Source organism: Nocardiopsis terrae (assembly GCF_014651695.1).
Lineage (GTDB): Bacteria > Actinomycetota > Actinomycetes > Streptosporangiales > Streptosporangiaceae > Nocardiopsis > Nocardiopsis terrae.
Genome location: NZ_BMXJ01000008.1, coordinates 11966 through 32683, shown reverse-complemented (window position 1 = coordinate 32683; position 20718 = coordinate 11966). Strand labels below are relative to the sequence as shown.

At 71.0% G+C, this 20718-nt stretch carries 18 protein-coding genes; 4 read left to right on the top strand and 14 right to left on the bottom strand.

Going from position 1 to position 20718, the window contains the following annotated elements; translation table 11 throughout:
- Positions 1-23: 23 nt before the first annotated feature.
- The 3 genes from IE195_RS22105 to IE195_RS22095 form a co-directional block, all read right to left on the bottom strand.
- Positions 24-1370, bottom strand: coding sequence for a M16 family metallopeptidase (locus IE195_RS22105; RefSeq protein WP_191274781.1), 1347 nt, complete (start codon positions 1368-1370; stop codon positions 24-26).
- 40 nt (positions 1371-1410) lie between these two features.
- A complete protein-coding gene (locus tag IE195_RS22100) occupies positions 1411-2751 on the bottom strand; it encodes a M16 family metallopeptidase (RefSeq protein ID WP_191275225.1) in 1341 nt (446 codons plus the stop codon).
- 297 nt (positions 2752-3048) lie between these two features.
- The gene (locus tag IE195_RS22095) at positions 3049-3729 is read right to left on the bottom strand and encodes a hypothetical protein (protein ID WP_191274779.1); all 681 of its coding nucleotides are present in this window, start codon (positions 3727-3729) and stop codon (positions 3049-3051) included.
- A gap of 120 nt (positions 3730-3849) precedes the next feature.
- On the opposite strand from IE195_RS22095, the gene IE195_RS22090 reads away from it, so the two are divergent.
- Together IE195_RS22090 and IE195_RS22085 are read left to right on the top strand one after the other, a co-directional pair.
- Complete coding sequence (locus IE195_RS22090) at positions 3850-5577, top strand: S49 family peptidase (protein ID WP_191274777.1); 1728 nt, start codon at positions 3850-3852, stop codon at positions 5575-5577.
- A 29-nt stretch (positions 5578-5606) separates the two neighbouring features.
- Positions 5607-6071, top strand: a complete 465-nt coding sequence (locus tag IE195_RS22085; RefSeq protein WP_191275224.1) for a flavin reductase family protein — start codon at positions 5607-5609, stop codon at positions 6069-6071.
- A gap of 59 nt (positions 6072-6130) precedes the next feature.
- Here IE195_RS22085 and IE195_RS22080 read toward each other — a convergent pair whose 3' ends face one another.
- Genes IE195_RS22080 through IE195_RS22060 form a run of 5 tightly spaced genes read right to left on the bottom strand, consistent with a single transcriptional unit; the run spans position 6131 to position 11854 of the window.
- Positions 6131-7045, bottom strand: a complete 915-nt coding sequence (locus IE195_RS22080; RefSeq protein WP_308428455.1) for a shikimate dehydrogenase — start codon at positions 7043-7045, stop codon at positions 6131-6133.
- Positions 7039-8916, bottom strand: a complete 1878-nt coding sequence (locus tag IE195_RS22075) for a bifunctional sugar phosphate isomerase/epimerase/4-hydroxyphenylpyruvate dioxygenase family protein (protein ID WP_191274775.1) — start codon at positions 8914-8916, stop codon at positions 7039-7041. The genes IE195_RS22080 and IE195_RS22075 overlap by 7 nt, the downstream gene beginning before the upstream one ends.
- A gap of 47 nt (positions 8917-8963) precedes the next feature.
- Positions 8964-9968 carry a DctP family TRAP transporter solute-binding subunit gene (locus IE195_RS22070; RefSeq protein WP_191274773.1) on the bottom strand — a complete coding sequence of 335 codons (1005 nt, stop codon included), beginning with the start codon at positions 9966-9968 and terminating at the stop codon, positions 8964-8966.
- A gap of 54 nt (positions 9969-10022) precedes the next feature.
- The gene (locus IE195_RS22065; protein WP_191274770.1) at positions 10023-11297 is read right to left on the bottom strand and encodes a TRAP transporter large permease; all 1275 of its coding nucleotides are present in this window, start codon (positions 11295-11297) and stop codon (positions 10023-10025) included.
- Complete coding sequence (locus IE195_RS22060; protein WP_191274768.1) at positions 11294-11854, bottom strand: TRAP transporter small permease; 561 nt, start codon at positions 11852-11854, stop codon at positions 11294-11296. Before IE195_RS22060 ends, IE195_RS22065 begins: the two co-directional genes overlap by 4 nt.
- A 156-nt stretch (positions 11855-12010) precedes the next feature.
- On the opposite strand from IE195_RS22060, the gene IE195_RS22055 reads away from it, so the two are divergent.
- Positions 12011-13006, top strand: coding sequence for a LacI family DNA-binding transcriptional regulator (locus tag IE195_RS22055; RefSeq protein ID WP_191274766.1), 996 nt, complete (start codon positions 12011-12013; stop codon positions 13004-13006).
- A gap of 1288 nt (positions 13007-14294) precedes the next feature.
- Here the strand turns inward: IE195_RS22055 and IE195_RS22050 are convergent.
- The 6 genes from IE195_RS22050 to IE195_RS22025 form a co-directional block, all read right to left on the bottom strand.
- Complete coding sequence (locus IE195_RS22050; protein WP_191274764.1) at positions 14295-15194, bottom strand: ABC transporter substrate-binding protein; 900 nt, start codon at positions 15192-15194, stop codon at positions 14295-14297.
- 55 nt (positions 15195-15249) lie between these two features.
- Positions 15250-15930 (bottom strand): ABC transporter permease, encoded by a 681-nt coding sequence (locus tag IE195_RS22045; RefSeq protein WP_191274762.1) that lies wholly within the window; start codon positions 15928-15930, stop codon positions 15250-15252.
- 2 nt (positions 15931-15932) lie between these two features.
- Positions 15933-16742 (bottom strand): ABC transporter permease, encoded by an 810-nt coding sequence (locus tag IE195_RS22040; protein ID WP_191274760.1) that lies wholly within the window; start codon positions 16740-16742, stop codon positions 15933-15935.
- Positions 16739-17854, bottom strand: a complete 1116-nt coding sequence (locus IE195_RS22035) for an ABC transporter ATP-binding protein (protein WP_191274758.1) — start codon at positions 17852-17854, stop codon at positions 16739-16741. Before IE195_RS22035 ends, IE195_RS22040 begins: the two co-directional genes overlap by 4 nt.
- A gap of 255 nt (positions 17855-18109) precedes the next feature.
- Positions 18110-18781 carry an HAD family hydrolase gene (locus IE195_RS22030; protein ID WP_229826383.1) on the bottom strand — a complete coding sequence of 224 codons (672 nt, stop codon included), beginning with the start codon at positions 18779-18781 and terminating at the stop codon, positions 18110-18112.
- A gap of 39 nt (positions 18782-18820) precedes the next feature.
- Complete coding sequence (locus IE195_RS22025; RefSeq protein ID WP_373295675.1) at positions 18821-19570, bottom strand: NUDIX hydrolase; 750 nt, start codon at positions 19568-19570, stop codon at positions 18821-18823.
- A 136-nt stretch (positions 19571-19706) separates the two neighbouring features.
- Here IE195_RS22025 and nadA point away from each other — a divergent pair, with 136 nt between their 5' ends.
- Positions 19707-20705, top strand: coding sequence for a quinolinate synthase NadA (gene nadA, locus IE195_RS22020; RefSeq protein ID WP_191274748.1), 999 nt, complete (start codon positions 19707-19709; stop codon positions 20703-20705).
- Positions 20706-20718: the final 13 nt, after the last annotated feature.

Here is a 20718-nt window from a genome sequence, read left to right as displayed (position 1 = left end):
CGCGTGCACGAAACCCCTGGACATCAGCTCCAGAGGGACTCCGGAGACCGCACCTCGACCGGGCCCACCCCGGTCTCGGTGAGCGGACCGCGCAGGCTCCGGGCGTCACCGACCACGACCACGACGGCTTCCTCCGGTCGAAGGTACTCAACGGCGGCGCTGTTCATGTCCTCGGCCGTGAGCTTCTCGTACCCGGCACGGGTGCGGTCCACGTGGTCGTCGGGCAGGTCGTGCACCACCATGTCGACGAGCGCCCCGGCCATGCTCCGAGCGGTCGAGTAGCTGACCGGCAGACCCACGGTGTTGGACTCGCGGACCGTGGACAGTTCGTCCTCGGTGACGCCCCCGGCACGCAGCTTGTTCACCTGCTCCAGGGAGGAGGTGACCGAGTGGGCCGTGGTGCCGGCCTCGACCTGGGTGGACATGAAGAACACCCCGCTGTCACGGCGCAGGTCGAAACGGCTCCCGGCACCGTAGGTGTAGCCCAGACGCTCGCGCAGCTCCATGTTGAGGCGGGAGGTGAACATCCCGCCGAGGACCTCGCTGATGCCCTCGGCGCGCGGCAGGTCCACCTGCGAACGCGAGGGTGCGCGGTGCGCGATGACCAGGGCCGACTGAACCGACCCGGGGCGGTCCACGATGAGCACGCGGGGCAGTTCACCGGGCGGCGGCGCGGGCTCGGTGGTCGCACGCTCCGGCGCGGGCGCGGCGTCGCCGAAGACGGTCCTGCCCAGCTCCTCCAGGTCGACGCCGGCCAGGTCACCGACGACCACGAGGGTTCCGGCGACCGAGGCGATCGAGTCGGCGTGGAAGCGGGCGACCGTCTCGGGGGTGATGTCGGCCAGTTTGACGGGCCCCCCGGCCAGGGGGGTGGCGTAGCGGCCGGTGAACAGCTGACCGCCCAGGCTGCGCATGGCCAGGGTGGAGGCCGAGGAGGCGTCCAACCAGAAGCGCTCCAGGAGCTGGTCGCGGCGGCGCACGATGTCGTCGGCCTTCAGGGCCGGCCGGCGCACGGCGTCAGCGAACAGGTGGACGGCCTCTCCGAGGCGGTTCGTGGGCGCGTCCAGGCCGGTGATGAAACCGTCCCAGCTGACGCGTGAGATCCACTCCGCGCCGTGGCGCTCCAGCGCCGGGGCCAGCGAGCTCTGGCCGTCGGGACCGTCCTCGAGGACCTCACTGGTGAGGGCGCTGACGCCCATGGCTTCGAGGGGCTCGACGGCACCGCCGAAGGGGTGCACGAGGCGGAGCGAGGCCAGCTGCTGGCCGGGGACGTCGATGGCGACGACCGTGCCGCCGCCGACGCTGATCCGCTGGGGCTTGGGAAAGGTGTAGGAGGCGGGGGCGCCGAGGTCCGGGCGGGTCTGCTGCATGCTCTGCGGCTCTTTCTGCGGCTTGACGGGAACGGAGCGGTTACGCCGGCGCGTCGGCCGAGGCGTCGGCCCCGGCCTGCGCGCTGAGCGTCTCGGCGGCGGTCTCGGGCTCGGGGTCGAAGCGGACGACGAGCATGTTGTCGTCGACGAGCAGGCGCTCGGCCGCGGCCCGGACCTCCTCGGAGGTGACGTCCGCCCAGCGCCGCGGCCAGGTGTAGGCGAGCTCGGGGTCGCCGAGCAGCTGGGTGCAGTTGCCGATGGCGTCGGCCAGCCCGGAGGGGCTGGCGATGGAGTGCAGGTGCTCGCGCTCCAGAACCGCGCGGGCCCGGTCGAGTTCGGCGTCGGCGACCCCCTCCGCGAGTTTGGCGACCTCCTCGCGGATGGCCTGTTCCAGGAGGTCCCCGTCCACGCCCTCGCGGGCGAGCATGTTCACCAGCAGCAGGCTGTCGGTGTAGCGGAACGGCAGGAGGTCGGCGGAGCCGCCGCCGTCGTCGGCGGCGATGGGCCGGTCCACGACCAGCGAGCGGTACAGGCGGCTGCCCTGACCCTGGCCGAGGACCGCGGCGGCCAGCTGGGCGACGTCGTGCCCGCGCTCGCCGTAGGCGGGGACGCGGAAGCCGATGAACACCCCGGCCGCCGGAACCGTCTCGGTGACGGAGTCGCGCACCGGGCCGCCCAGCGCGGCGTGCAGCGCGGGGTCGGGGGTCTCGGGAACGAGGTCCCGGGCGGGGATGCCGCCGAAGTACTTCTCCACCCGGGCGAGGACGTCCTCGGACTCCAGGTCGCTGACGACGGTCAGGACGCAGTTGTCCGGGCCGTAGTGCGCCTTGTGGAAGGACTTGACGTAGTCCAGGTCGGCGGCGTCCAGGTCGGCCATGGAGCCGATCGTGGGGTGGTGGTAGGGGTGGCCCTCGGGGTAGGCCAGACGCAGGATGCGCTCCAGGGCCGTGCCGTAGGGCTGGTTGTCGTAACGCTGGCGGCGCTCGTTCTTGACGACGTCGCGCTGGTTGTCCAGGACCTCCTGGGTCATGCCCTCGCGCAGGGTGGCCAGGCGGTCCGCCTCCAGCCACAGGATGGTGTCCAGGGCGTGCGTGGGGACCGTCTCGAAGTAGTTGGTCCGGTCGGTGGAGGTGGAGGCGTTGATGTCGCCGCCCAGCCGCTCGACCACGTCGAAGTGCTCGCCCTTGGTGACGTTGCCGCTGCCCTGGAACATCAGATGCTCGAACAGGTGCGCGAACCCGGTGCGACCGGGCACCTCGTGGCGGGAACCGACCCCGTACCAGAGGTTGACCGAGGCGACCTGGCCGGTGGAGGCCGGAGCCGTCACCAGACGCAGTCCGTTGTCCAGTGTGTACTGATCGACCCGTCCCGCCGTTCCCATGGTGGTCACCAGCGCATGCACCCCATCAAGTTCCGTTGACTGCTTGACCGGTTACGAGCCTATGGCCTAACAGCACCGTGGGGACACTCGGTTCGGGTAATCCGTCGGGGATTCGGCCGGGCGGGAGTTCCCGTTCGGGCGCCGGGGGTCCGGGGCGCGGCGCACACGGCGCGGGAGGGGTCGAGCCGCTGGCAGGGAACGCCGGGAACGAGCGTCGGGCGGGGGCGACGGGTGAGAACCCCGCGGAGGCGCCGAACGCGCGCCGAAGCGACGGCGGAGGCGCAGGGCGGACGGGTCTCAGGAGTCGGCGCGGTAGGCGGTGGTGTCCATCGACGCCGCGATCTCGTCGTAGAGGGCACTGTACTGAGCGTCGGCGGACCAGACGTAGAGCAGCACGTCGCTCTGCGGGAGGAACCACATGCGCACCTCGAAGGTGTCCTCGTTGTCGCAGGTGACGCTCCACACCGAGTGGTGGGACTTGAGGCCGTCCGCGTGCTCGAAGACGGCGCCCCGGTCCGTGGTCAGGGCGGCGCTGTCGACCCCGATGCTGCCCGAGGCGGCGGTGTTGAGGCTGCGGCAGCTGTCGGTGTTGTCCGCCCAGCCGTCGTCGGCGTAGAAGGCGTCATCCTTCTTGGGCCAGTTCCGCGGGTGCTTCTCCGCCTGGTGGGGGACCAGTCGGACCGAACCGTAGGCGCAGGCGCTCTGGCCGGGTGGGGTCATGCACAGCTGGCCGTCCTCGTTCTGGACCTCCCAGCCCTCGGGGACGTCGACCTTCACCCCCGCGACCTCCGCACTGTCGAAGCCCTCCGGCCCGGGAGGGTCGATCGAGGGCATCATTCCGCTCTCGCCGCGTTCCAGCTCGATCTCCTCGGCCGATTCGGCGGAGCAGGCGCTCAGCGCCAACAGGGCCGCCGCCGCGACCGCGGCGACCCGGCCGCCCCCCGCACGGTGCCGCACCTCGTCCGTCGTGCCCGCCATCGAACGTCCCGCCCTTCTCTACGATGCCCGACCACGCGTATGACAGGTCGGAGCACAGTCGACCATAGCGCCCCCGGCGCACCCGCCGCACCGGGGAAGGAGCCGCACTACCCTGGGTCCATGGTGGACCTCGCGAAGATCACTGAGCCCTTGTCCCTCAACCGTTTCGGCCCCCGTTCCCGCGGACCGTTGGTACTGGAGCTGGACCTGACGGAGGGGGTCGCCGACGAGTCGCCGGGCGATCCCCTCAGCCAGCTCATGAACCGACGCAAGCAGCACTACCTCGACGTGCTGGAGGGCATCCGCAGAGGGGCCCGCGACCCGGGGGTGAGCGCCCTCCTCGTGCGGGTGGACTCCCGTTCCCTGAGCCTGGCCCAGGTGCAGGAGCTGCGCGACACGGTCGCGGACTTCCGGGCCGCCGGCAAGCCCGCGGTGGCCTGGGCGGACACCTTCGGCGAGGCCGGGGACGGAAACCTGCCCTACTACCTGGCCACCGCCTTCTCCCGCGTGGCCCTGTCCCCCACCGGGCTGGTGGCGCTGAGCGGCCTCAGGTCGCGCTCCACCTTCTTCAAGGGCGCCCTGGACAAGCTCGACGTGAAGTTCGAGGTCGGGGCCCGCCACGAGTACAAGAACGCGATCAACCCGTACACCCAGACCGGCTACACCGACCCCCACCGGGAGGCCATGGGCCGGATCGTGGAGTCCCTGAACGACCAGATCGTGGAGGCGGTCGCCGAGACCCGCGGGCTCGCCCGGGAGCGGGTCCGCGAACTCGTCGACACCGCCCCCACCCTGGCCGGGGAAGCCCTGGAGGCCGGGCTGGTCGACCGGCTCGCCTACCGGGACGAGGTCTACGCCGAACTCGACCGGGAGGTGCGCGAAAAGGGGGAGGGCTCCCCCGAGCCCGCGCTCCAGTTCGTCACCCGCTACCACCGCAAGCACACACAGCAGTCCGGGCCGAGGTTGGCGGGCGGGGGCGACCACATCGCCCTGGTCTCCGCCAGCGGCGGCATCAACCTGGGCAAGAGCCGCCGGTCCCCGCTGGGCGGCGGCCCCGTGATGGGTTCGGACACCGTCTGCGCCGCGTTCCGCGCGGCCCGGAAGGACCCCCGGGTCAGGGCCGTGGTGTTCCGGGTGGACAGCGGCGGCGGCTCGGCCATCGCCTCGGACCTGATCCGGCGCGAGAGCCAGCTGACCCGCGAGGCGGGCAAGCCGGTCATCACGACGATGGGCGGCCTGGCCGCGTCGGGCGGCTACTACGTCGCCCTGGGCTCGGACGCGATCGTGGCCCAGCCCGGCACCATCACCGGCTCCATCGGTGTGCTCACCGGCAAGCCGGTCCTGGGCGCGCTCAAGGAGCGGTACGGGATCACCTCGGACTCGGTGAGCCAGGGCGCGCACGCGGGCATGTTCGACACCGACGAGGGCTTCAGCGAGTCCGAGTGGGAGCGGCTCAACAAGCTCCTGGACACCATCTACGACGACTTCGTGGGCAAGGTGGCCGCGGCCCGGGGACGGACCTGGGACGAGATCCACGAGGTCGCCAGGGGGCGGGTCTGGACCGGGGCGGACGCCCGGGAGCGCGGCCTGGTCGACGAACTGGGCGGGGTCGAGACGGCCGTCCGGCTGGCCCGGGACAAGGTGGGCGCCGGGGCGCTGCCGGTGCGGGTGTTCCCGCGCCCGAACCCGCTGGACCGGCTCCGCCAGCACGAGTCCAGCGAGGACCTGGCCTCCGCAGAGCCGCAGACCGTCCTGAGCGCATGGGGACCGTTGGAGCACCTGGCCGCCCGGCTGGGCCTGCCCGCCGCCGGTCCGCTGAGCATCCCGGGGACGTGGGAGATCCGTTGAGTGTCGCGAGCGGCGCCTACCTGGAGGCCATGGCGCTGTTGCCGACCGGGGTGAGCGTGGTGACCATCGCGGACGGCCGCGACGACATCGGGGCGACGGTGAGCGCCTTCGTCTCGGTGTCCGCGAATCCTCCGGTCGTGATGCTGAGCGCGGACAGCCAGGGCTACGTCGCCGAGGTCGTCGAGTGGGTGGGCGCGTTCGCGGTGAGCGTGCTCGCCGACGACCAGCGCGCCCTGGCGGGGCGGTTCTCCGCCGAGGGGCGGCCGAGCGCGCGACTCCTGGTGTCCGGCCAGCCGCACCACCGGGGGGAGCACACCGGAGCGATCGTCCTCGACGGTGCGCTGGCCGCGCTGGAGTGTTCGGTGCGCCAGAAGGTGGAGGTCGGCGACCACACGGTGTTCTTCGCCGACGTGGTGGGGTTGCCCGAGGTGGGGGCCGACCGGCCCGGCCGCGCGATGGCGCGCTGGGGCGGGCGCTACCACGGGCTCGGCTGACCGCGGCGCGCCGAACGGAGCGGGGACCGGTCGCCGGCCCCCGCTCCGTCACCCCCGTCTCACTCCGCGGAGACCAGTTCCCGGAAGTGGGCGTACAGGTGCTCGGGGTCCGGGGTGAGCCCCGTGATCAGCCCGAAGGCGTCACTGGCCTGGTAGACGGCCATCCCGCCACCGCCCATGGTCACGCAGCCCCGTGCTTCTGCGGCCCGTAGCAGCGCGGTCCGCATCGGCCGGTAGACCACGTCGGCGACCCACAGCTCCGGGTCGAGCAGCTCCGGGTCGAGGGGGAGACCGGGGTGGTCGGTCATCCCGGTCGGGGTGGCGTGGACCAACCCGTCCGCTTCGGCCAGGTGACGACCCGGGCCGCCGTCCTCTCCCGGCCGCAGGACCGCTTCGGGGAACACCTCCGACAGCCGGTCGACCAGTCCGGCCGCGCTGACCGCGGACACGTCCACCACCGTCAACTCCCGGGTACCGGAGCTCAGCAGGGCGTAGGCCACAGCCGCGCCCGCACCTCCGGCTCCGAGCAGCACCACCCGGTCCTTTCGTGCGTCGGGGAGTCCGCGCCGCAGGGCGGCCGCGAACCCCGACCAGTCGGTGTTGTGGCCTACGGCCCCCTGCGGTCCGAAGACCACGGTGTTCACCGCGCCCAGGGCAGCGGCCTCCGCGGAGAGCTCGTCCAGAGCCGGGAGTACCAGTTGTTTGCACGGATGGGTGATGTTGAGCCCGTCGTAGCCCAGACGGCGCGCCGACTCCACCAACTCGCCCACCGAGTCCGGGGCAAGGCGCAGCTTGTCGATGTCGATGGTCCGGTAGACCAGGCGACACCCCAGCCGTGCCGCCTCCCGTTCGTGCATGGGCGGGGTGAGCGAGGGCCCGATTCCGGCGCCGATCAGCCCGGACAGGTAGGACCGCTCATGTCCGCCGGCACCCAACGTCGTCTCCGTCTCTGCCTGGTCGGTCCCTGTCAGCACGTAGCCTCCGCCCGCTGCGCGGCCATGCGCACGGCGCTGTTGACGGATCCGTAGCCGTCGTATCCACCGATCCGCTGGACCACCTCGAAGAAGAGCCGGCCGTCGACGGTGGCGGTGTAGAAGTGCCAGAACTCGCCGTCCCCGTCGCGGTCGTGGAGGATCCCTCCGCTCCGCATCCGCTCACGGGTGTCGGGGCGTAGATCGGTTCGGCAGGCGAGATCGTCGTAGTAGTTGTCCGGGATGGGCAGGGGCTTCACCCCGGCGGCACGCATCGCCTCGGCTACGGCGAAGATGTCGGCGCAGGCCAGCGCGATGTGCTGGGCGCCCCCGTCGGCATCGGCCCGGGTGCCCCTGCCCAGGACCGACACGTTCAGGACCACGCGCGGTGCGGTGCCCTCACCCGCCAGGGCACGGCTGCGCACCAGACCGTCCGGAGCTGCCATCTCCACGTTCTCGTCCGGGGCCAGCCCGAGCAGGGAACGGTAGAACAGCGAGGCCTCGTCGAAGTGGTCGAAGGGCTGGAAGAGGCCGACGTGGTCGATGCCGACCAGCCCGGTGGCGGCCCCCTCGGTGCGGTCGGCGACCGCGGGGGCGGAGAAGTCCGCCGTCCAGGCCGGGGCCGTTCCGGCTTCGCCCTCCGTTCCCTGGTCGCAGAAGAACACGGCGGTCCCGTCGGGGGCCGCGACCGCGTGCAGATCCGACTCGGCCGGATCCCGGCGGCGCGGCAGTGCCGGTGCGAGCAACCGCTCGGCGCGCTTCACCGCACCCTCCGGGCCGGGAACGGCGAAGCCGAGCGCGGTGACGGCTGAGGCTCCGCTCCAGGTGTGGCCCAACCGTGGGTCGGTGTCGTTGAGCAGCAGGCGTACGTCACCGTGGTGCCACATCTGGACCGGTTTGGAGCGGTGGTCGTGGGTGTGCGCGAAACCCAGCGCGGACAGGATGCCCCGGATCTGGCGCGCGGACTCGGGCTCGGCGGCGACCTCCACGAACGCGTAGCCGGAAGGGTCCACCGGTTCGGGCAGCCGACGCAGCTCCGCCCTGGGGCGCGGTTCCCCGGAGCCGCGCCCCAGGGAGTCCTCCAGGAGCGAGAGCGAACGCATCGCGTCGGCCGCGGTGCGTTCCGCGTCCGAGGCCCGGAACACGTCGTTGAAGACCTCCAGGGACAGCGGCCCCGTGTACCCGGCGGCCAGGACGTGGTCGGTGAACGTAGTCAGGTCGAAACCGCCCTGGCCGGGGAAGCACCGGTAGTGCCTGCTCCACTGGAGCACGTCCATGGCCATTCGGGGCGCGTCCGCGAGCTGGAGGAAGAAGATCCGCTCCCCCGGGATGTCACGGATCCCCGCGGGGTCGTCGTCCCGGGAGAGGATGTGGAAACTGTCCAGGCACACCCCCAGGGAGGGGTGGTCGGCCTTCTCCACGATCCGCCAGGAGTGGGCGTAGCGGTTGACCGCGCTCCCCCACGCCAGGGCCTCGTAGGCGACCCGGACCCCGTACCGTTCGGCGGTACGGGCGAGCCGACGCAGCTGGGCGGCGGCTCGCTCGTCGTCGTCGACGGCGGTGGGGGTGGCGTTGGAGCAGACCAGGATGGTGTCCGCGCCCAACTCCACCATGAGAGCGAACTTCTCCTCGGCACGGCGCAGGTTGTGTTCGAGCCGGGCGTCGTCCACCCCCTCGAAATCCCGGAAGGGTTGGTAGAGATCGATCCCCAGGCCGAGCGACCGCGCCAGGTCACGGACCTGGCGCGGCCGCAGCGGCGAGGCGATGAGGTCGTTCTCGAAGATCTCGACACCGTCGAACCCGGCCTTGGCGGCCGCGTGGAGCTTCTCCTCCAGGGTCCCGCTCAGCGACACCGTGGCGATGGAACGCCGCATGCTGCTCCCCCGTGCTTCCTTGTCGTGCTTGCTTACGGGATCTCGGGTCAGGACCCGTCGTGCAGGGACTCGTAGAGCTCCAGCTGCTCGGCGTCCAGGTTCTCGGCGAAGTACGCCCGGGCCTGGTCCCGGAAGGCCTCCACGTCGACGTCGTCGACGACCTCGATGGTGCCGTCCTCCTGCCATGCCTCGAGGATCTCGGCCTCGGCCTCCTCGATGCAGGCGCGGTTGTCCTCACGGACCTCGCTGACCGCCTCCTGGAGAGCGCTGCGCTGCTCCTCGTCCAGCCGCTGCCAGGTGGCACCGGAGACCACGATCATCTGGGAACCGACCTGGTGGCCGGAGAGGCTGATGTGGCTCTGCACCTCGTCGAAGCTGTCGGCGGAGATGGTCGGGATCGGGTTCTCCTGGCCGTCCGCAGTGCCCTGCTGCAGGGCGAGGTAGACCTCCTCGAAGGCGACCGTGGTCGGGGTGGCGCCCAGAGCTTCGGCGTTGGCCAGGTAGATCGGCGAGTCCGGGAAGCGCATCCGCAGGCCATCGAGGTCGTCCGGGGTGCGGATGGCCTGGTTCGCGGTGAAGTGGCGGTCGCCGAAGTACCACGCGTCCAGGATCTTGGCCCCGGTCTCCGTTTCGAAGTCCTCCTTCAACTGTTCGGAGTCCTCGGAGTCGAAGAAGCCGAACATCTGGTCGGCGTCGTCGAAGGCGTAGGCCGCGTCGAGGACACCGATGGGCTCGTAGGCGGAACCCAGGGCGGCCGAGCCCTGGACGTCCATGTCGATGTCGCCGGACATGACCGAGGCGAAGGTTTCGGTGTTGTCACCGAGCTGGCTGTTGGGGAAGGTGTCGATGTTGACACCGACCTCTGCCTCCTCCATCTTCTCGGCGACCAGGTCGATACCGCAGCGGGTGTGCGGGTGGTCCGGGGTGTAGCTGTTGGAGAAGGACAGGGTGATGTCCTCACCGGTCTCGCCGGAGTCGCCGGAACCGCCGCAGGCGGTCAGGCCGAGGGCGAGAACGGGGACCAGGACGGTCCAGCGGTGGGGGTGTCGCATGGGGAACTCCTCGGGAAGGTCGGATCGGTACGCGGGGCTTTGGTCGGTCGGGGTCTACAGCCCCAGGTAGCGGGGCAGGAAGAGGACGAGGTCCGGGGCGATGGTGAGGACCACCAGGGTGAGCAGCAGCGGGACGAGGAACGGTGTGGTGCCGCGGAAGACCTCGTACATCGGTGTCCTGGTGGCCGAGCCCAGGACGAACAGCACACCGCCAATCGGGGGTGTGAGCAGGCCGATCATCAGGTTGACGATGACGATGACGCCGAAGTGGACGGGGTCCACCCCGAACTGCACGGCGATGGGCAGCAGGACCGGAACGGTGATCATCAGGGCCGCGACCGGCTCCAGGATCGTGCCGATCAGGATGAGCACCACGTTGACCACGATCAGGAAGACGATCGGGTTGTCGGTGAAACCGAGCAGGAAGTCGGCGATGTCGTGCGGCACGCGCTCGCGGGCCAGAATCCAGCCGAGCAGACCGGAGGCGGCCAGGACGATCGCGATCGACGCCGCGGTGGTGGCGGTCTCGACCACGATCCGCCGCAGCTTGCCCAGGTTGAGTTCGCGGTAGACGAAGCCGAGCAGGAGTACGTACGCCGCGCCCACGGCCGCCGCCTCGGTCGGGGTGAAGTACCCGCCGAGGATGCCGCCGAGGAGGATCACCGGAGCGCCGAGCGGGCCCAGGACCCGGACGGCGGCCGTGCGGGCCTCGGCGAGGGTGGAGCGTTCACCCGCGAGTTCGGGGTGCTTACGGCCCCACAGGTAGACGGCTACCACCAGGCCGGCCGCGATCAGGAGCGCCGGCACGAGTGCGGCCGCGAACAGGGCCGCGGTCGAGACCGCGGCGACCGACGCGTAGACGATCGCCGGGATGCTCGGCGGCATGATCGGGCTGATCAGGCTGGAGGCCGCGGTGAGTCCCAGGGCGAAACGGCGCGGGTAGCCGCGGCTGGTCATCGCCGGAACCTGCATCTTGCTCATTCCGGCGACGTCGGCGAGCGCGGAGCCGCTGACCCAGGAGAAACCGACGCTGACGCCGATGTTGACGTAGCCCAGGCTGGCGCGAAGCCGCCCCAGCAGGACCTGGGCGAAGGCGAAGATACGGTCAGCGATCCCCGTGTGGTTGGCCGCCACGCCGACAAGGATGAACAGGGGTACGGCCAGCAGCGGGAAGCTGTTGATCTCCTGTGCGGCCGTACGCAGGGCCAGTCCGTTGGACTGGTCGGTGGTGACCATGTAGACGAGGCAGGGGGCGAGGATCGCGAAGGCGATCGGCACGCGCAACGCCAGCAGCACGATGATCCCGAGGAGGAGGAATCCGGCGATCATCGGTTGGGCTCCTCAGAGTTCTCGGCGGCGGTGGGCGGGAGTTCGGAAGAGGGTGGTCCGGGCATCAGGACCGCGTTGGCCAGGGAGCGCAGCGCGGCCAGGGCGAGCCCGGCCATCGGAATGACGTAGGTCAGGGTCAGCGGGATACCGAGGGCGGGGGTCGTCTGCGGGGACGGGCCGAAGACCAGTTCGGCGGCACCGTAGGCGAAGGTGGCAGCGGCGGCGGCCACGACGAGGTTGGAGAGCACCCAGACCGAGCGCATCGCCCACCCCCGGGCCACGAGGTCGACCAGTTTGAGGGTGATGTGCTCGTCACGCCCCATGAGGTAGCCGGTGAGGGCGAAGCCCAGCCACACCAGTCCGTAGCGGGCGAGTTCACCGACCCAGACCCAACTGTCCACCGGCAGGTGACGCTGGAGTGCCTGCACCAGCATCAGCGCGAAGATCATGACGAGCAGGAGTGCGCCGACGGCCAGTTCGACGGCCTCCAACCACCGGATCACCCGCGGACGCGAGCCCGGGGGCCCGTCTCCGGGGTTCCTGAGGGAGTCGGTCATCCCAAGGGCTCCTGTTTCAGCAGAAAAAAATCACATCACTACAGGCCACAGGCCCTTGTGACCAGGGCCATATGTCGTGTTCGTGAACACTAGGTTTCGGTGGATCATGATGGCAAGCGATTGCCAAAAGTTGCCGCATCTCGTACAAAGGTCGCCATGAGACCGCTCAGACGCAGCACCGTCTACGACGTCGCCAAGGAGGCCGGAGTCGCCGCATCCACGGTCTCCCGTGCCTTCACCAACCCCCGCAGGGTCAGCCCCGCCACCCGAGAGCACATCCTCGGTGTGGCCGAACAGCTCGGCTACCGCCCCAACCCCCTGGCCAGCGCCCTGCAGTCGGGACGGACCGCCACCGTGGCGCTACTGGTCCCCGACATCACCAACCCGCACTTCTTCGGCACCATCCGGGGAGCCGAGCGCCGGGCCAGCACCGCGGGCCTGACCTTCATCCTCAGCCACACCGAGGAGTCGGGCCACAACGAGCAACGGCAGATCGAACGCCTGGAACGCTCGGTGGACGGGTTCGTGCTCGCGGCGAGCCGCATGAGCGACGAGACCACCGTGGAACTGGCACGAGAGCACAATCTGGCCCTGGTCAACCGGCAGATCGAAGGGCTCCCCGGAGCCAGCGTGGACGACGGACGCGGTAGTTGGCAGATCGTCGAGCACCTGGCCTCGCTGGGCCACCGGTCCCTCGCCTACCTCAGCGGCCCGAAGGACTCGTGGCTGGCCGGAGAGCGGTGGAAGGCACTGCGCGCGGCGGCGGCCGGGCACGGCATGCGGGCCACGCGGCTGGGCCCCTTCTCACCCAAGATGGAGAGCGGGGCGGCGGCAGCGGACGCCGCGCTGGTGGACGGGGCGACCGCGCTGGTCGCCCACAACGACCTGCTGGCCATAGGGATCCTGCGCCGACTGGCCGAGCGGGGGTTGGACGTACCGCGGGATCGAAGCGTGGTGGGGTACGACGACATCTTCGGTGCCGACCTGTGCGTTCCTGCGCTGACCACCCTGTCGGGCCCGCACGAGACGGCGGGGCGGGCCGCGGTGGAACTCCTGCTGGAGCGGGTGACCCGCCCGGGCACCCCGCCCCGGCAGGTGGTGCTCCCCCCTCACCTGGTCGTACGCGACTCCACAGGACCGGCCCCGGTCTGAGCCCGTGCTGATGCTGTTGGCGGATCCGGAGTTCTGATCCGAGGCCCCGTCCCGGGGTTCGGCTGAGAGGTTCTGCTCGCTTCACCCCGCCGGGGTGTTGTCCGGGGCGGCAGGGCGTTTGGGCCCGGTCGGCGGAGTGCCGGGGCAGGAAGGCGCTGGGCGGGGAGGACGGCAGGGTTCAGCGACCTGGCCGAAGAGCCGAAGAGCCGAAGAGCCGAAGAGCCGAAGAGCCGAAGAGCCGAAGAGCCGAAGAGCCGAAGAGCCGAAGAGCCGAAGAGCCGAAGAGCCGAAGAGCCCCCTTTCCCGCCGCATGATGGTGGCCGCCCGCACCGCACGCGTCAAGGTCGTACGTCCTCGCTTCGCTCCGGGCGCTCCACCTTGACCCGCATGCCACGGGCGGCGGGTCGGCGGCTGTCGGGAAACGGGGAGGGGGGGTCGGGTTGCAGGGGCCGGGGCCCTGCGGGTCCCGGCCCCTGTTCCCCTTGTTCGGGCCGGATCGGGCCGCTGCCCCCGGTCCGGTCCGGCGGCCGGGCCCATGCGCCCCTCTGCTCGCTCCGGTCGGAGTTTGGACCCCCTTTTCACGGTGATCTTGCTACCAGGGGCAACTTCGGCGCCGAAGTTGCCCCTGGTAGCAAGATCACGGCGATTGGGACGGCTTCGGAAGCAACAGGCGCCCCGCCAGTCGGATTTCGGACACCATGGGTGCCGCAGGCTCCGTGGCGGCCGCCCGCCCCTGCTGCTGGCCCCAGGGGCCGCCCGTGACACCCGCCCTCGCTGCGGCTGTTGCACGGCAGACCATGACCGTCCGCGACACGGCCAGGCGTTGCGCGCAGAGCTGGGTAAGAAGCGGCCGAAGGCCCAGAAGCCGTGGGGCAGGTAGGGCCCGGCCTTGCCGAGCACAGCCCGGGCCCGAGGGCCCCGAAAGAGGCTGGCCCCTGACCGCCCCGCCCACACACCCCCGTTTCCCGACAGCCGCCACCCCGCCGTCACAGCGAAGCGAGTCCAGGTGGAGCGCCCGCAGCGAAGCGAGGACGAACCACCTGGACCCGCGCAGCGAAGCCGGCCACCATCACGCGGCAGGAAACGGGGGAACTGCAGCCCCGTGAAGCTATCCGGGGCACAGTTCAGCGGGGCGGAGCGAGCAGACCCCCGGCACAAACCCGCCCCTGAACCTGCCCCGGAACCAGGACCAGGCCCTGAACCAGGACCCCGAATTCACCAACGGCATCAGCCTGTGCCCGGCCCGGGGCCGGCGCCTCCGAACGTGATCGGGACACCCCTGTGGGCGTCAGGCCAGGCCCTGCTCCTCCAGCCACTCCTGGGCGACGTCGGCGACGTTCTCGTTCTGGATCACGACGCGCTCGTTGAGCCGGGTGAGCTCCTCCGTGGTGAGGGCCGCGGAGACGGCGTTGAGGGCGTCGCGCGCGGTGTCGTCGACCTGGTCGCTGTTGATGAGCGGGGTGACGTTCTGCGCACCGAAGAGGTTCTCCGGGTCCTCCAGAACCACGAAGTCCTCCACCGCGATCTGCGGGTCGGTCGTGAACAGGTTGGCGGCCTGGATGTCGTCGTCCAACAGCGCCTGGGTCAGCAGCGCGACCTCCAGCGAGCGGAACTCCGCGAACTCGACACCGTAGACCGACTCCAGGCCCTCGACGCCCTGGTGGCGGGTCTCGAACTCGGGCGGGCCGCCCAGGACGAGCTCGTCGGCGACGTCGGCCAGGTCGGCGAGGGTGGTCAGGTCGTACTCGTCCGCGACCTCCCTGGTGACGGTGACGGAGTCCTTGTTCTCCGCACTGGAGGAGTCCAGGATCTCCAGCCCGGCGGGCAGGGCCTCCTCGACCAGGGCGTTGGTCTCCTCGGAGTCGGCGGTGGGCGCCCCTTCGTCGAGGTAGGCCAGGGTCGCCCCGTTGTACTCGGGGAACACCGAGAGGTTGCCCGACTCGATCTGCGAGTAGTACACCTCGCGGCTGCCGATGTTGAGCTGGTACTCGACCTCGACGCCCTCGGCCGCCATGGCCCGGCCGTAGAGTTCGGCGAGCAGGGAGCTCTCGGGGAAGTCGGCCGAACCGATGACGACCGCGCCCGACCCGCCGTCGCCGCCGCCATCCTCCTCGAAGGGATCGCTGCCACCGCACGCGCTCAGGAGAACCACCAGTGGAAGCCCGATGAGGGCGAGCTTCTTGTGCATGTCCACAACCTTCTCTCTGGAAAACTTCCTCTGCGGGCGGCACCGACCGCCCCGGTCAGCGCACCGCCGCGGCCCCGGCACGCAGGCCGGGAGCGACGAGGATCCGTCGCAGCCCGGCGAACAGGAGTGTGGTGGCCACGGCGAGCGCCACCACGAGCACGGAACCGCCCAGCATCATCGTCAGGTCCTGGCGGGCCTGGCCGTCGACGATATAGCGCCCCAGTCCGCCCACCCCCACATAGGCGGCGATGGTGGCCGTGGCCACCACCTGGACGGCGGCGGTGCGCATCCCGATGAGGATGAGCGGTGTCGCCACCGGCAGCTCCAGTCCGAACAGGACCTCGCGGCCGCGCATACCCATGCCCAGCGCGGCGTCCCGGAGCCGGGGTTCGACGCCCCGGACGCCCTCGTGGGTGTTGACGAGGATCGGCGGTACGGCCAGCGCCACCAGGGCGGCGACGACGGGGACCAGCCCGATCCCGGCGGCCAGCACGATGAGGAACAGCACGCCGATGGTGGGCAGGGCGCGGGCGAAGTTGGCCAGGCTCGCGGTGAGGAAGCCGCCCGCCCCGGTGTGCCCGGTGAACAGGCCGATCGGCACCGCGACGACCGTCGCGATCAACAGCCCCAGCAGCGAGTAGTGGACGTGTTCGCCCAGGCGGGCGGGGATGCCCGCGGGGCCGGTCCACTGCGCGGGGTCGCTGAACCACGCCACGAGTTCGTTCAGGATGTCCATGGCTACCTCTCCCCCGCCGTTCGCTGTTCCGGGGCCGGGGGCACGGCGGCCGTGGGCGTGCCCGTGGCGGCGGTCCGTCCGCGGCGCGGCCGTCCGCGTCTCCCGTCCCCCCGCGCCCAGGGTGTGAGCAGGTACTGGGCGAGCACGAGCAGGGCGTCGGTGACGAACGCCAGCAGGACGACCAGCACGATGCCGACGACGATCGGCGCGTCGAACTGGCGGCGGAAGCCCTCGCTGAGGATGAGTTGGCCGAGTCCGCCCAGGCCCACCAGGGAGGCGACGCTGACCATGCTGATGGTGGCCACCGAGGCCACGCGCAGTCCGGCGATGATGACCGGGACCGCGACGGGCGTCTCGACGGCCACCAGGCGCCGGAGCGGGCTGAACCCCATCGCGACCGCCGCCTGGCGTACGTGGTCGGGGACCTGGCGCAGCCCGTCGACCACGTTGGGCAGCAGGATCACCAGGGTGTACAGGGACAGCGGCACGATCGCGGTCCAGTCGCTGAACCCGGTGTAGGGCAGGATGAGGAAGAACAGCGCGATCGAGGGGATGGAGTAGAGCACGTTCACGCCGGTGAGCACCGGCGGGTAGAGCGGGCGCCACCGGGCGCACGCCAGGCCCAGCGGTAGCGCGATGACCAGTCCGATGAGGATGGACAGGTAGGACAGGCGCATGTGTTCGAGTACCAGGGGGCGGATGCCGCGGTCGGGTTCGCCCGGGTAGCTCCAGTTGGCCGTGCCCCATTCGGTGACGCGGACGACCCACTCCCAGGCCCCGAGGGCCCAGTCGCCGCCCTCCGCGGCGATCACTCGGCCACCGACCAGAGGGCGGCGCCCAGGTCCTCCTGGGAGACCACCCCGACGACCCTGCCCTCGTCGTCCACGCCGACCGCCCGGCCCGCGGGGGAGAGCACCGCCGCGTCGAGGGCGGCGCGCAGGGAGTCGGTCCCCACGTCGAAGGTGTGGCCGTAGGGTGCGAGTTCCAGCGTGCCCAACGGCACACCGGTGGGTTCGCGGAGCAGCTGCGCGGCGCTGACCCACCCCATGGGCAGCCGGTCCCCGTCCACCACCAGTGCCCACGGCTCGCCGCCGTCGCCGACGGTGGTCAGTGCGCGCTCGACCCGGTCCTCGTCGTCGAAGACCACGTCCTCGCGCAGGGAGAGGGCGCTGGCGGGGAAGAACGAGAGCCTGCGCACCCCGCGGTCGTAGCCTATGAAGGACTCGACGAACCCGTCCACCGGCTCGGCGAGCAGGCGTTCGGGGGTGTCGTACTGCGCCAGCTCCCCGCCGGGGCGGAAGACCGCGATCCGGTCGCCCAGGCGGACCGCCTCGTCGATGTCGTGGGTGACGAACACGATGGTCTTGTTCAGTTCCCGCTGGAGCCGGATCAGCTCGTCCTGGAGGCTGGTGCGCACGATCGGGTCGACGGCGCTGAAGGGTTCGTCCATCAGCAGGATCGGCGGGTCCGCGGCCAGGGCGCGGGCGACGCCGACCCGCTGCTGCTGTCCGCCGGAGAGCTGGTGCGGGTAGCGCTTGGCCTGGGCGGGTTCGAGTCCGACCAGTTCCATGAGTTCGGCCGCCCGTGCGCGCGCTTTGCCGCGCCGCCAGCCCAGCAGCAGGGGCACCGTGGCGATGTTGTCCAGGACGGTGCGGTGCGGGAAGAGCCCCGCCTGCTGGATGACGTAGCCGATGGAGCGGCGGAGCCGGGAGGGGTCCTGCTCGCGGATGTCGGCGCCGTCGATGCGTACGGTGCCGCCGGTCGGCTCGACCATGCGGTTGATCATCCGCAGCGAGGTGGTCTTGCCGCTACCGGAGGGCCCGACGAAGACCGTGGTCTTCGCGGTCTCGACGGTGAGGTCCAGGCCGGCGACGGCGACGGTGCCGTCGGGGTAGACCTTGGCGGCGCCCTCGAATGTGATCATCGCGGGGTCGTCTCCGTTCGGGGGCCGGGTGGTGTTGCCGGGGGGCATGCAGGGGTTCGCGTTCCCTCCCGTGCGGGGCGCACGGGAGGAGGTACCGCGCCGTGCGGCGGACCGCGGTCCGGTCCTGCTCCTGGTCGTGCTGGGGAGGGTATCCGGGGCGTGCGCGGTCCGGACGGGACGACACGCCGAACGAATCGAACGGGAGTATGACCCCGGCCACGGGCGGGCGCCGGGCCCGGTGCCGGACCCGGGGCCCTAGTTCCGGTCGGCGATCCAGTCGGCGAGCTGGTGCAGGTCGTCCACGACCACGTCGGCCGCCTCGGCGTCGGGGGTCGCGGAGTGGCGGTACCCGTAGATGCCCCGGCGCAGCAGGACGGCGCCCATCCCGGCTCTGCGGGCGGGGAGGACGTCGTTGTCGGTGCGGTCGCCGACGTAGAGGATCTGCTCGGCGGTGGTTCCGGGGTGGCTCCGGGCGGCCAGTTCCACGACCCGGTCGAAGAAGTCCGGGTGGGGTTTCTGCACGCCCCAGTCGTCGGAGATCCCGATGCCGTCGACGCCCAGCTCCATGGCGGCCAGGGCCGGCCCGGCCTCGGAGGGCTGGTTGCCCGCGATGACCAGGGACAGTCCGGCGGAGCGCATCCTCTCGAAGGCGGGGCGCACGTCGGGGTAGAGGTCGCGCTCGCCGAAGTGCTCGCGCTCCCCGTGGGGGTCCTCCGCGCGCCAGCGGGCGCTCTCGCTCTCCAGGTCGAAGCCGGGAACGAGCAGTCGGAAGCCCTCGGTGAGGGTGCCTCCGGAGGCGATCACGCCGCCGATGGTGCCGAAGAACGCCATGTGCGGGATCCCGAAACGGTCCGCCCAGCGCGCGAAGATGCGCGTCTCGTCGATGAGTGTCTCGCCGACGTCGAACACCACAGTACGAATTGCCACGGTTAGGGAGTGTACACAGCGTGTGCGACCACGGACCCGTCACCCGGGCGGCCGCAGCACCGCGAAGGCGTCGGTGACCTCCAGTTCCCGCGCACGGAAGCGGAACAGCGCCGCGGGTCGCCCGCCCGAACGGCCGGAGGGCACCGAGCGGCCGGTCTCCTCGATCTGTCCGCGCCGCAGCAGGACCCGGCGCAGGTTGGTGGCCGCCACGTCGTGTCCGAGGGCGGCCCGGTAGTGGGCCGACAGTTCGGACATGGTGAACTCCGGCGGTGCCAGGGCGAAGCCGACGTTGGTGTAGCTGAGTTTGGAGCGCAGGCGCCGTCGGCCGGAGCGGACGATGGCGGCGTGGTCGAAGGCCATCGGCGGCAGGTCGGCGGCGGGGTGCCATCCGGTGTCGGCGGGAACCACGGGGTCGATGTGCGCGGGCACCAGGCCCAGGTAGGCGGTGGCCAGGGTACGGCGCTGGGGGTGGCGTCCGGGGTCGCTGCGGGTCTCCAACTGTTCCATGTGGCTCAGGTCGCGGACGTCGACCTTCTGGGCGAGCTGTCGGCGGATCGAGGCGCCGAGGCTCTCGTCGGCGCCGAGGCGCCCTCCGGGCAGGGCCCACTCCCCCTCGCAGGGCGGGAGGGCCCGCCGCCACAGCAGCACGGACAGTTCGCCCTCGCGGATCTGCAGGACGACGGCGAGCACCTCGTGCGCCGAGAGCACCGCTCCCCCTCCCCCGCCGGCCCCGGCGGGCGATCCCGCTCCGGCCGCCACAGCCCGTCCGTTTGCTTCCGGTATATCCACCCTGTCCCTTCCGTCCCACGCCATGTTAAGCTTCAGTAGGTTTGTGCCTGATAGACAAAAACTTGATTCCCCGCACTGACCTCCCACGGCACGGCATCCGTACGACGTGCCCACAGCCTCAAGGAAGTAGTAGGACATGGCATCGGTCACCGCGACGGCGGACACCATGACCAGGCAGGAATGGGCCGCTGAGGTCCACCGCCTGGCAGAGGAGCGCGACGCTGTCATCCTCGCGCACAACTACCAGCGCCCGGAAATCCAGGACGTCGCCCACCACACCGGCGACTCCCTGGCCCTGTCCCGCCTGGCCGCGAGCGTCGACGCCAGCACCATCGTCTTCTGCGGTGTGCACTTCATGGCCGAGACCGCCAAGATCCTCGCGCCGGAGAAGACCATCCTGCTGCCCGACCCCAACGCGGGCTGCTCGCTGGCCGACACCATCACCGCCGAGGACGTGCGCGCCTGGAAGGCCGAGCACCCCGGTGCGGTCGTCGTCGCCTACGTCAACACCACCGCGGCGGTCAAGGCGGAGACCGACATCTGCTGCACCTCCTCCAACGCCGCGGACGTCATCCGCTCCATCCCGGAGGACAAGGAGATCCTGTTCCTCCCGGACCAGTTCCTGGGCGCCCACGTCAAGCGGGTCACCGGTCGCGAGAACATCCACATCTGGATGGGCGAGTGCCACGTGCACGCCGGGATCGACGGCCACACCCTGCGCGAACGCGTGGCCTCCGAGCCCGACGCCGAGGTGTACGTCCACCCCGAGTGCGGCTGCGCCACCTCCGCCCTCTACCTCGTCGGCAGCGGAGCGGTCCCCGAGGACCGGGTCAAGGTCCTCTCCACCGGCGGGATGCTGTCCGCCGCCGAGAACACCAGTGCCAAGAAGGTGCTCATCGCCACCGAGACCGGCATGCTGCACCAGCTGCGCAACGCCAACTCGACCACGGAGTTCGAGGCGGTCAACTCGCGTGCCGAGTGCCACTACATGAAAATGATCGATGCCGACAAGCTGCTGAACTCACTCCGCCACGGCACGAGTGAGATCACGGTCGACGCCTCGACCGCCGAGCGCGCCCGCCGCTCCGTGGAGCGGATGGTGGCGATCGGCCAGCCCTCCCGGGGCGGCGAGTAGCCCCTCCGGGGCC

Coding starts and splice junctions, on each gene's coding strand:
- IE195_RS22095 (WP_191274779.1), bottom strand. CDS start 3,729: ATGGCGGGCACGACGGACGAGGTGCGGCACCGTGCGGGGGGCGGCCGG.
- IE195_RS22070 (WP_191274773.1), bottom strand. CDS start 9,968: ATGCGACACCCCCACCGCTGGACCGTCCTGGTCCCCGTTCTCGCCCTC.
- IE195_RS22035 (WP_191274758.1), bottom strand. CDS start 17,854: ATGATCACATTCGAGGGCGCCGCCAAGGTCTACCCCGACGGCACCGTC.
- IE195_RS22050 (WP_191274764.1), bottom strand. CDS start 15,194: ATGCACAAGAAGCTCGCCCTCATCGGGCTTCCACTGGTGGTTCTCCTG.
- IE195_RS22100 (WP_191275225.1), bottom strand. CDS start 2,751: ATGGGAACGGCGGGACGGGTCGATCAGTACACACTGGACAACGGACTG.
- IE195_RS22055 (WP_191274766.1), top strand. CDS start 12,011: ATGAGACCGCTCAGACGCAGCACCGTCTACGACGTCGCCAAGGAGGCC.
- IE195_RS22045 (WP_191274762.1), bottom strand. CDS start 15,930: ATGGACATCCTGAACGAACTCGTGGCGTGGTTCAGCGACCCCGCGCAG.
- nadA (WP_191274748.1), top strand. CDS start 19,707: ATGGCATCGGTCACCGCGACGGCGGACACCATGACCAGGCAGGAATGG.
- IE195_RS22090 (WP_191274777.1), top strand. CDS start 3,850: ATGGTGGACCTCGCGAAGATCACTGAGCCCTTGTCCCTCAACCGTTTC.
- IE195_RS22085 (WP_191275224.1), top strand. CDS start 5,607: ATGGCGCTGTTGCCGACCGGGGTGAGCGTGGTGACCATCGCGGACGGC.
- IE195_RS22060 (WP_191274768.1), bottom strand. CDS start 11,854: ATGACCGACTCCCTCAGGAACCCCGGAGACGGGCCCCCGGGCTCGCGT.
- IE195_RS22105 (WP_191274781.1), bottom strand. CDS start 1,370: ATGCAGCAGACCCGCCCGGACCTCGGCGCCCCCGCCTCCTACACCTTT.
- IE195_RS22065 (WP_191274770.1), bottom strand. CDS start 11,297: ATGATCGCCGGATTCCTCCTCCTCGGGATCATCGTGCTGCTGGCGTTG.
- IE195_RS22075 (WP_191274775.1), bottom strand. CDS start 8,916: ATGCGGCGTTCCATCGCCACGGTGTCGCTGAGCGGGACCCTGGAGGAG.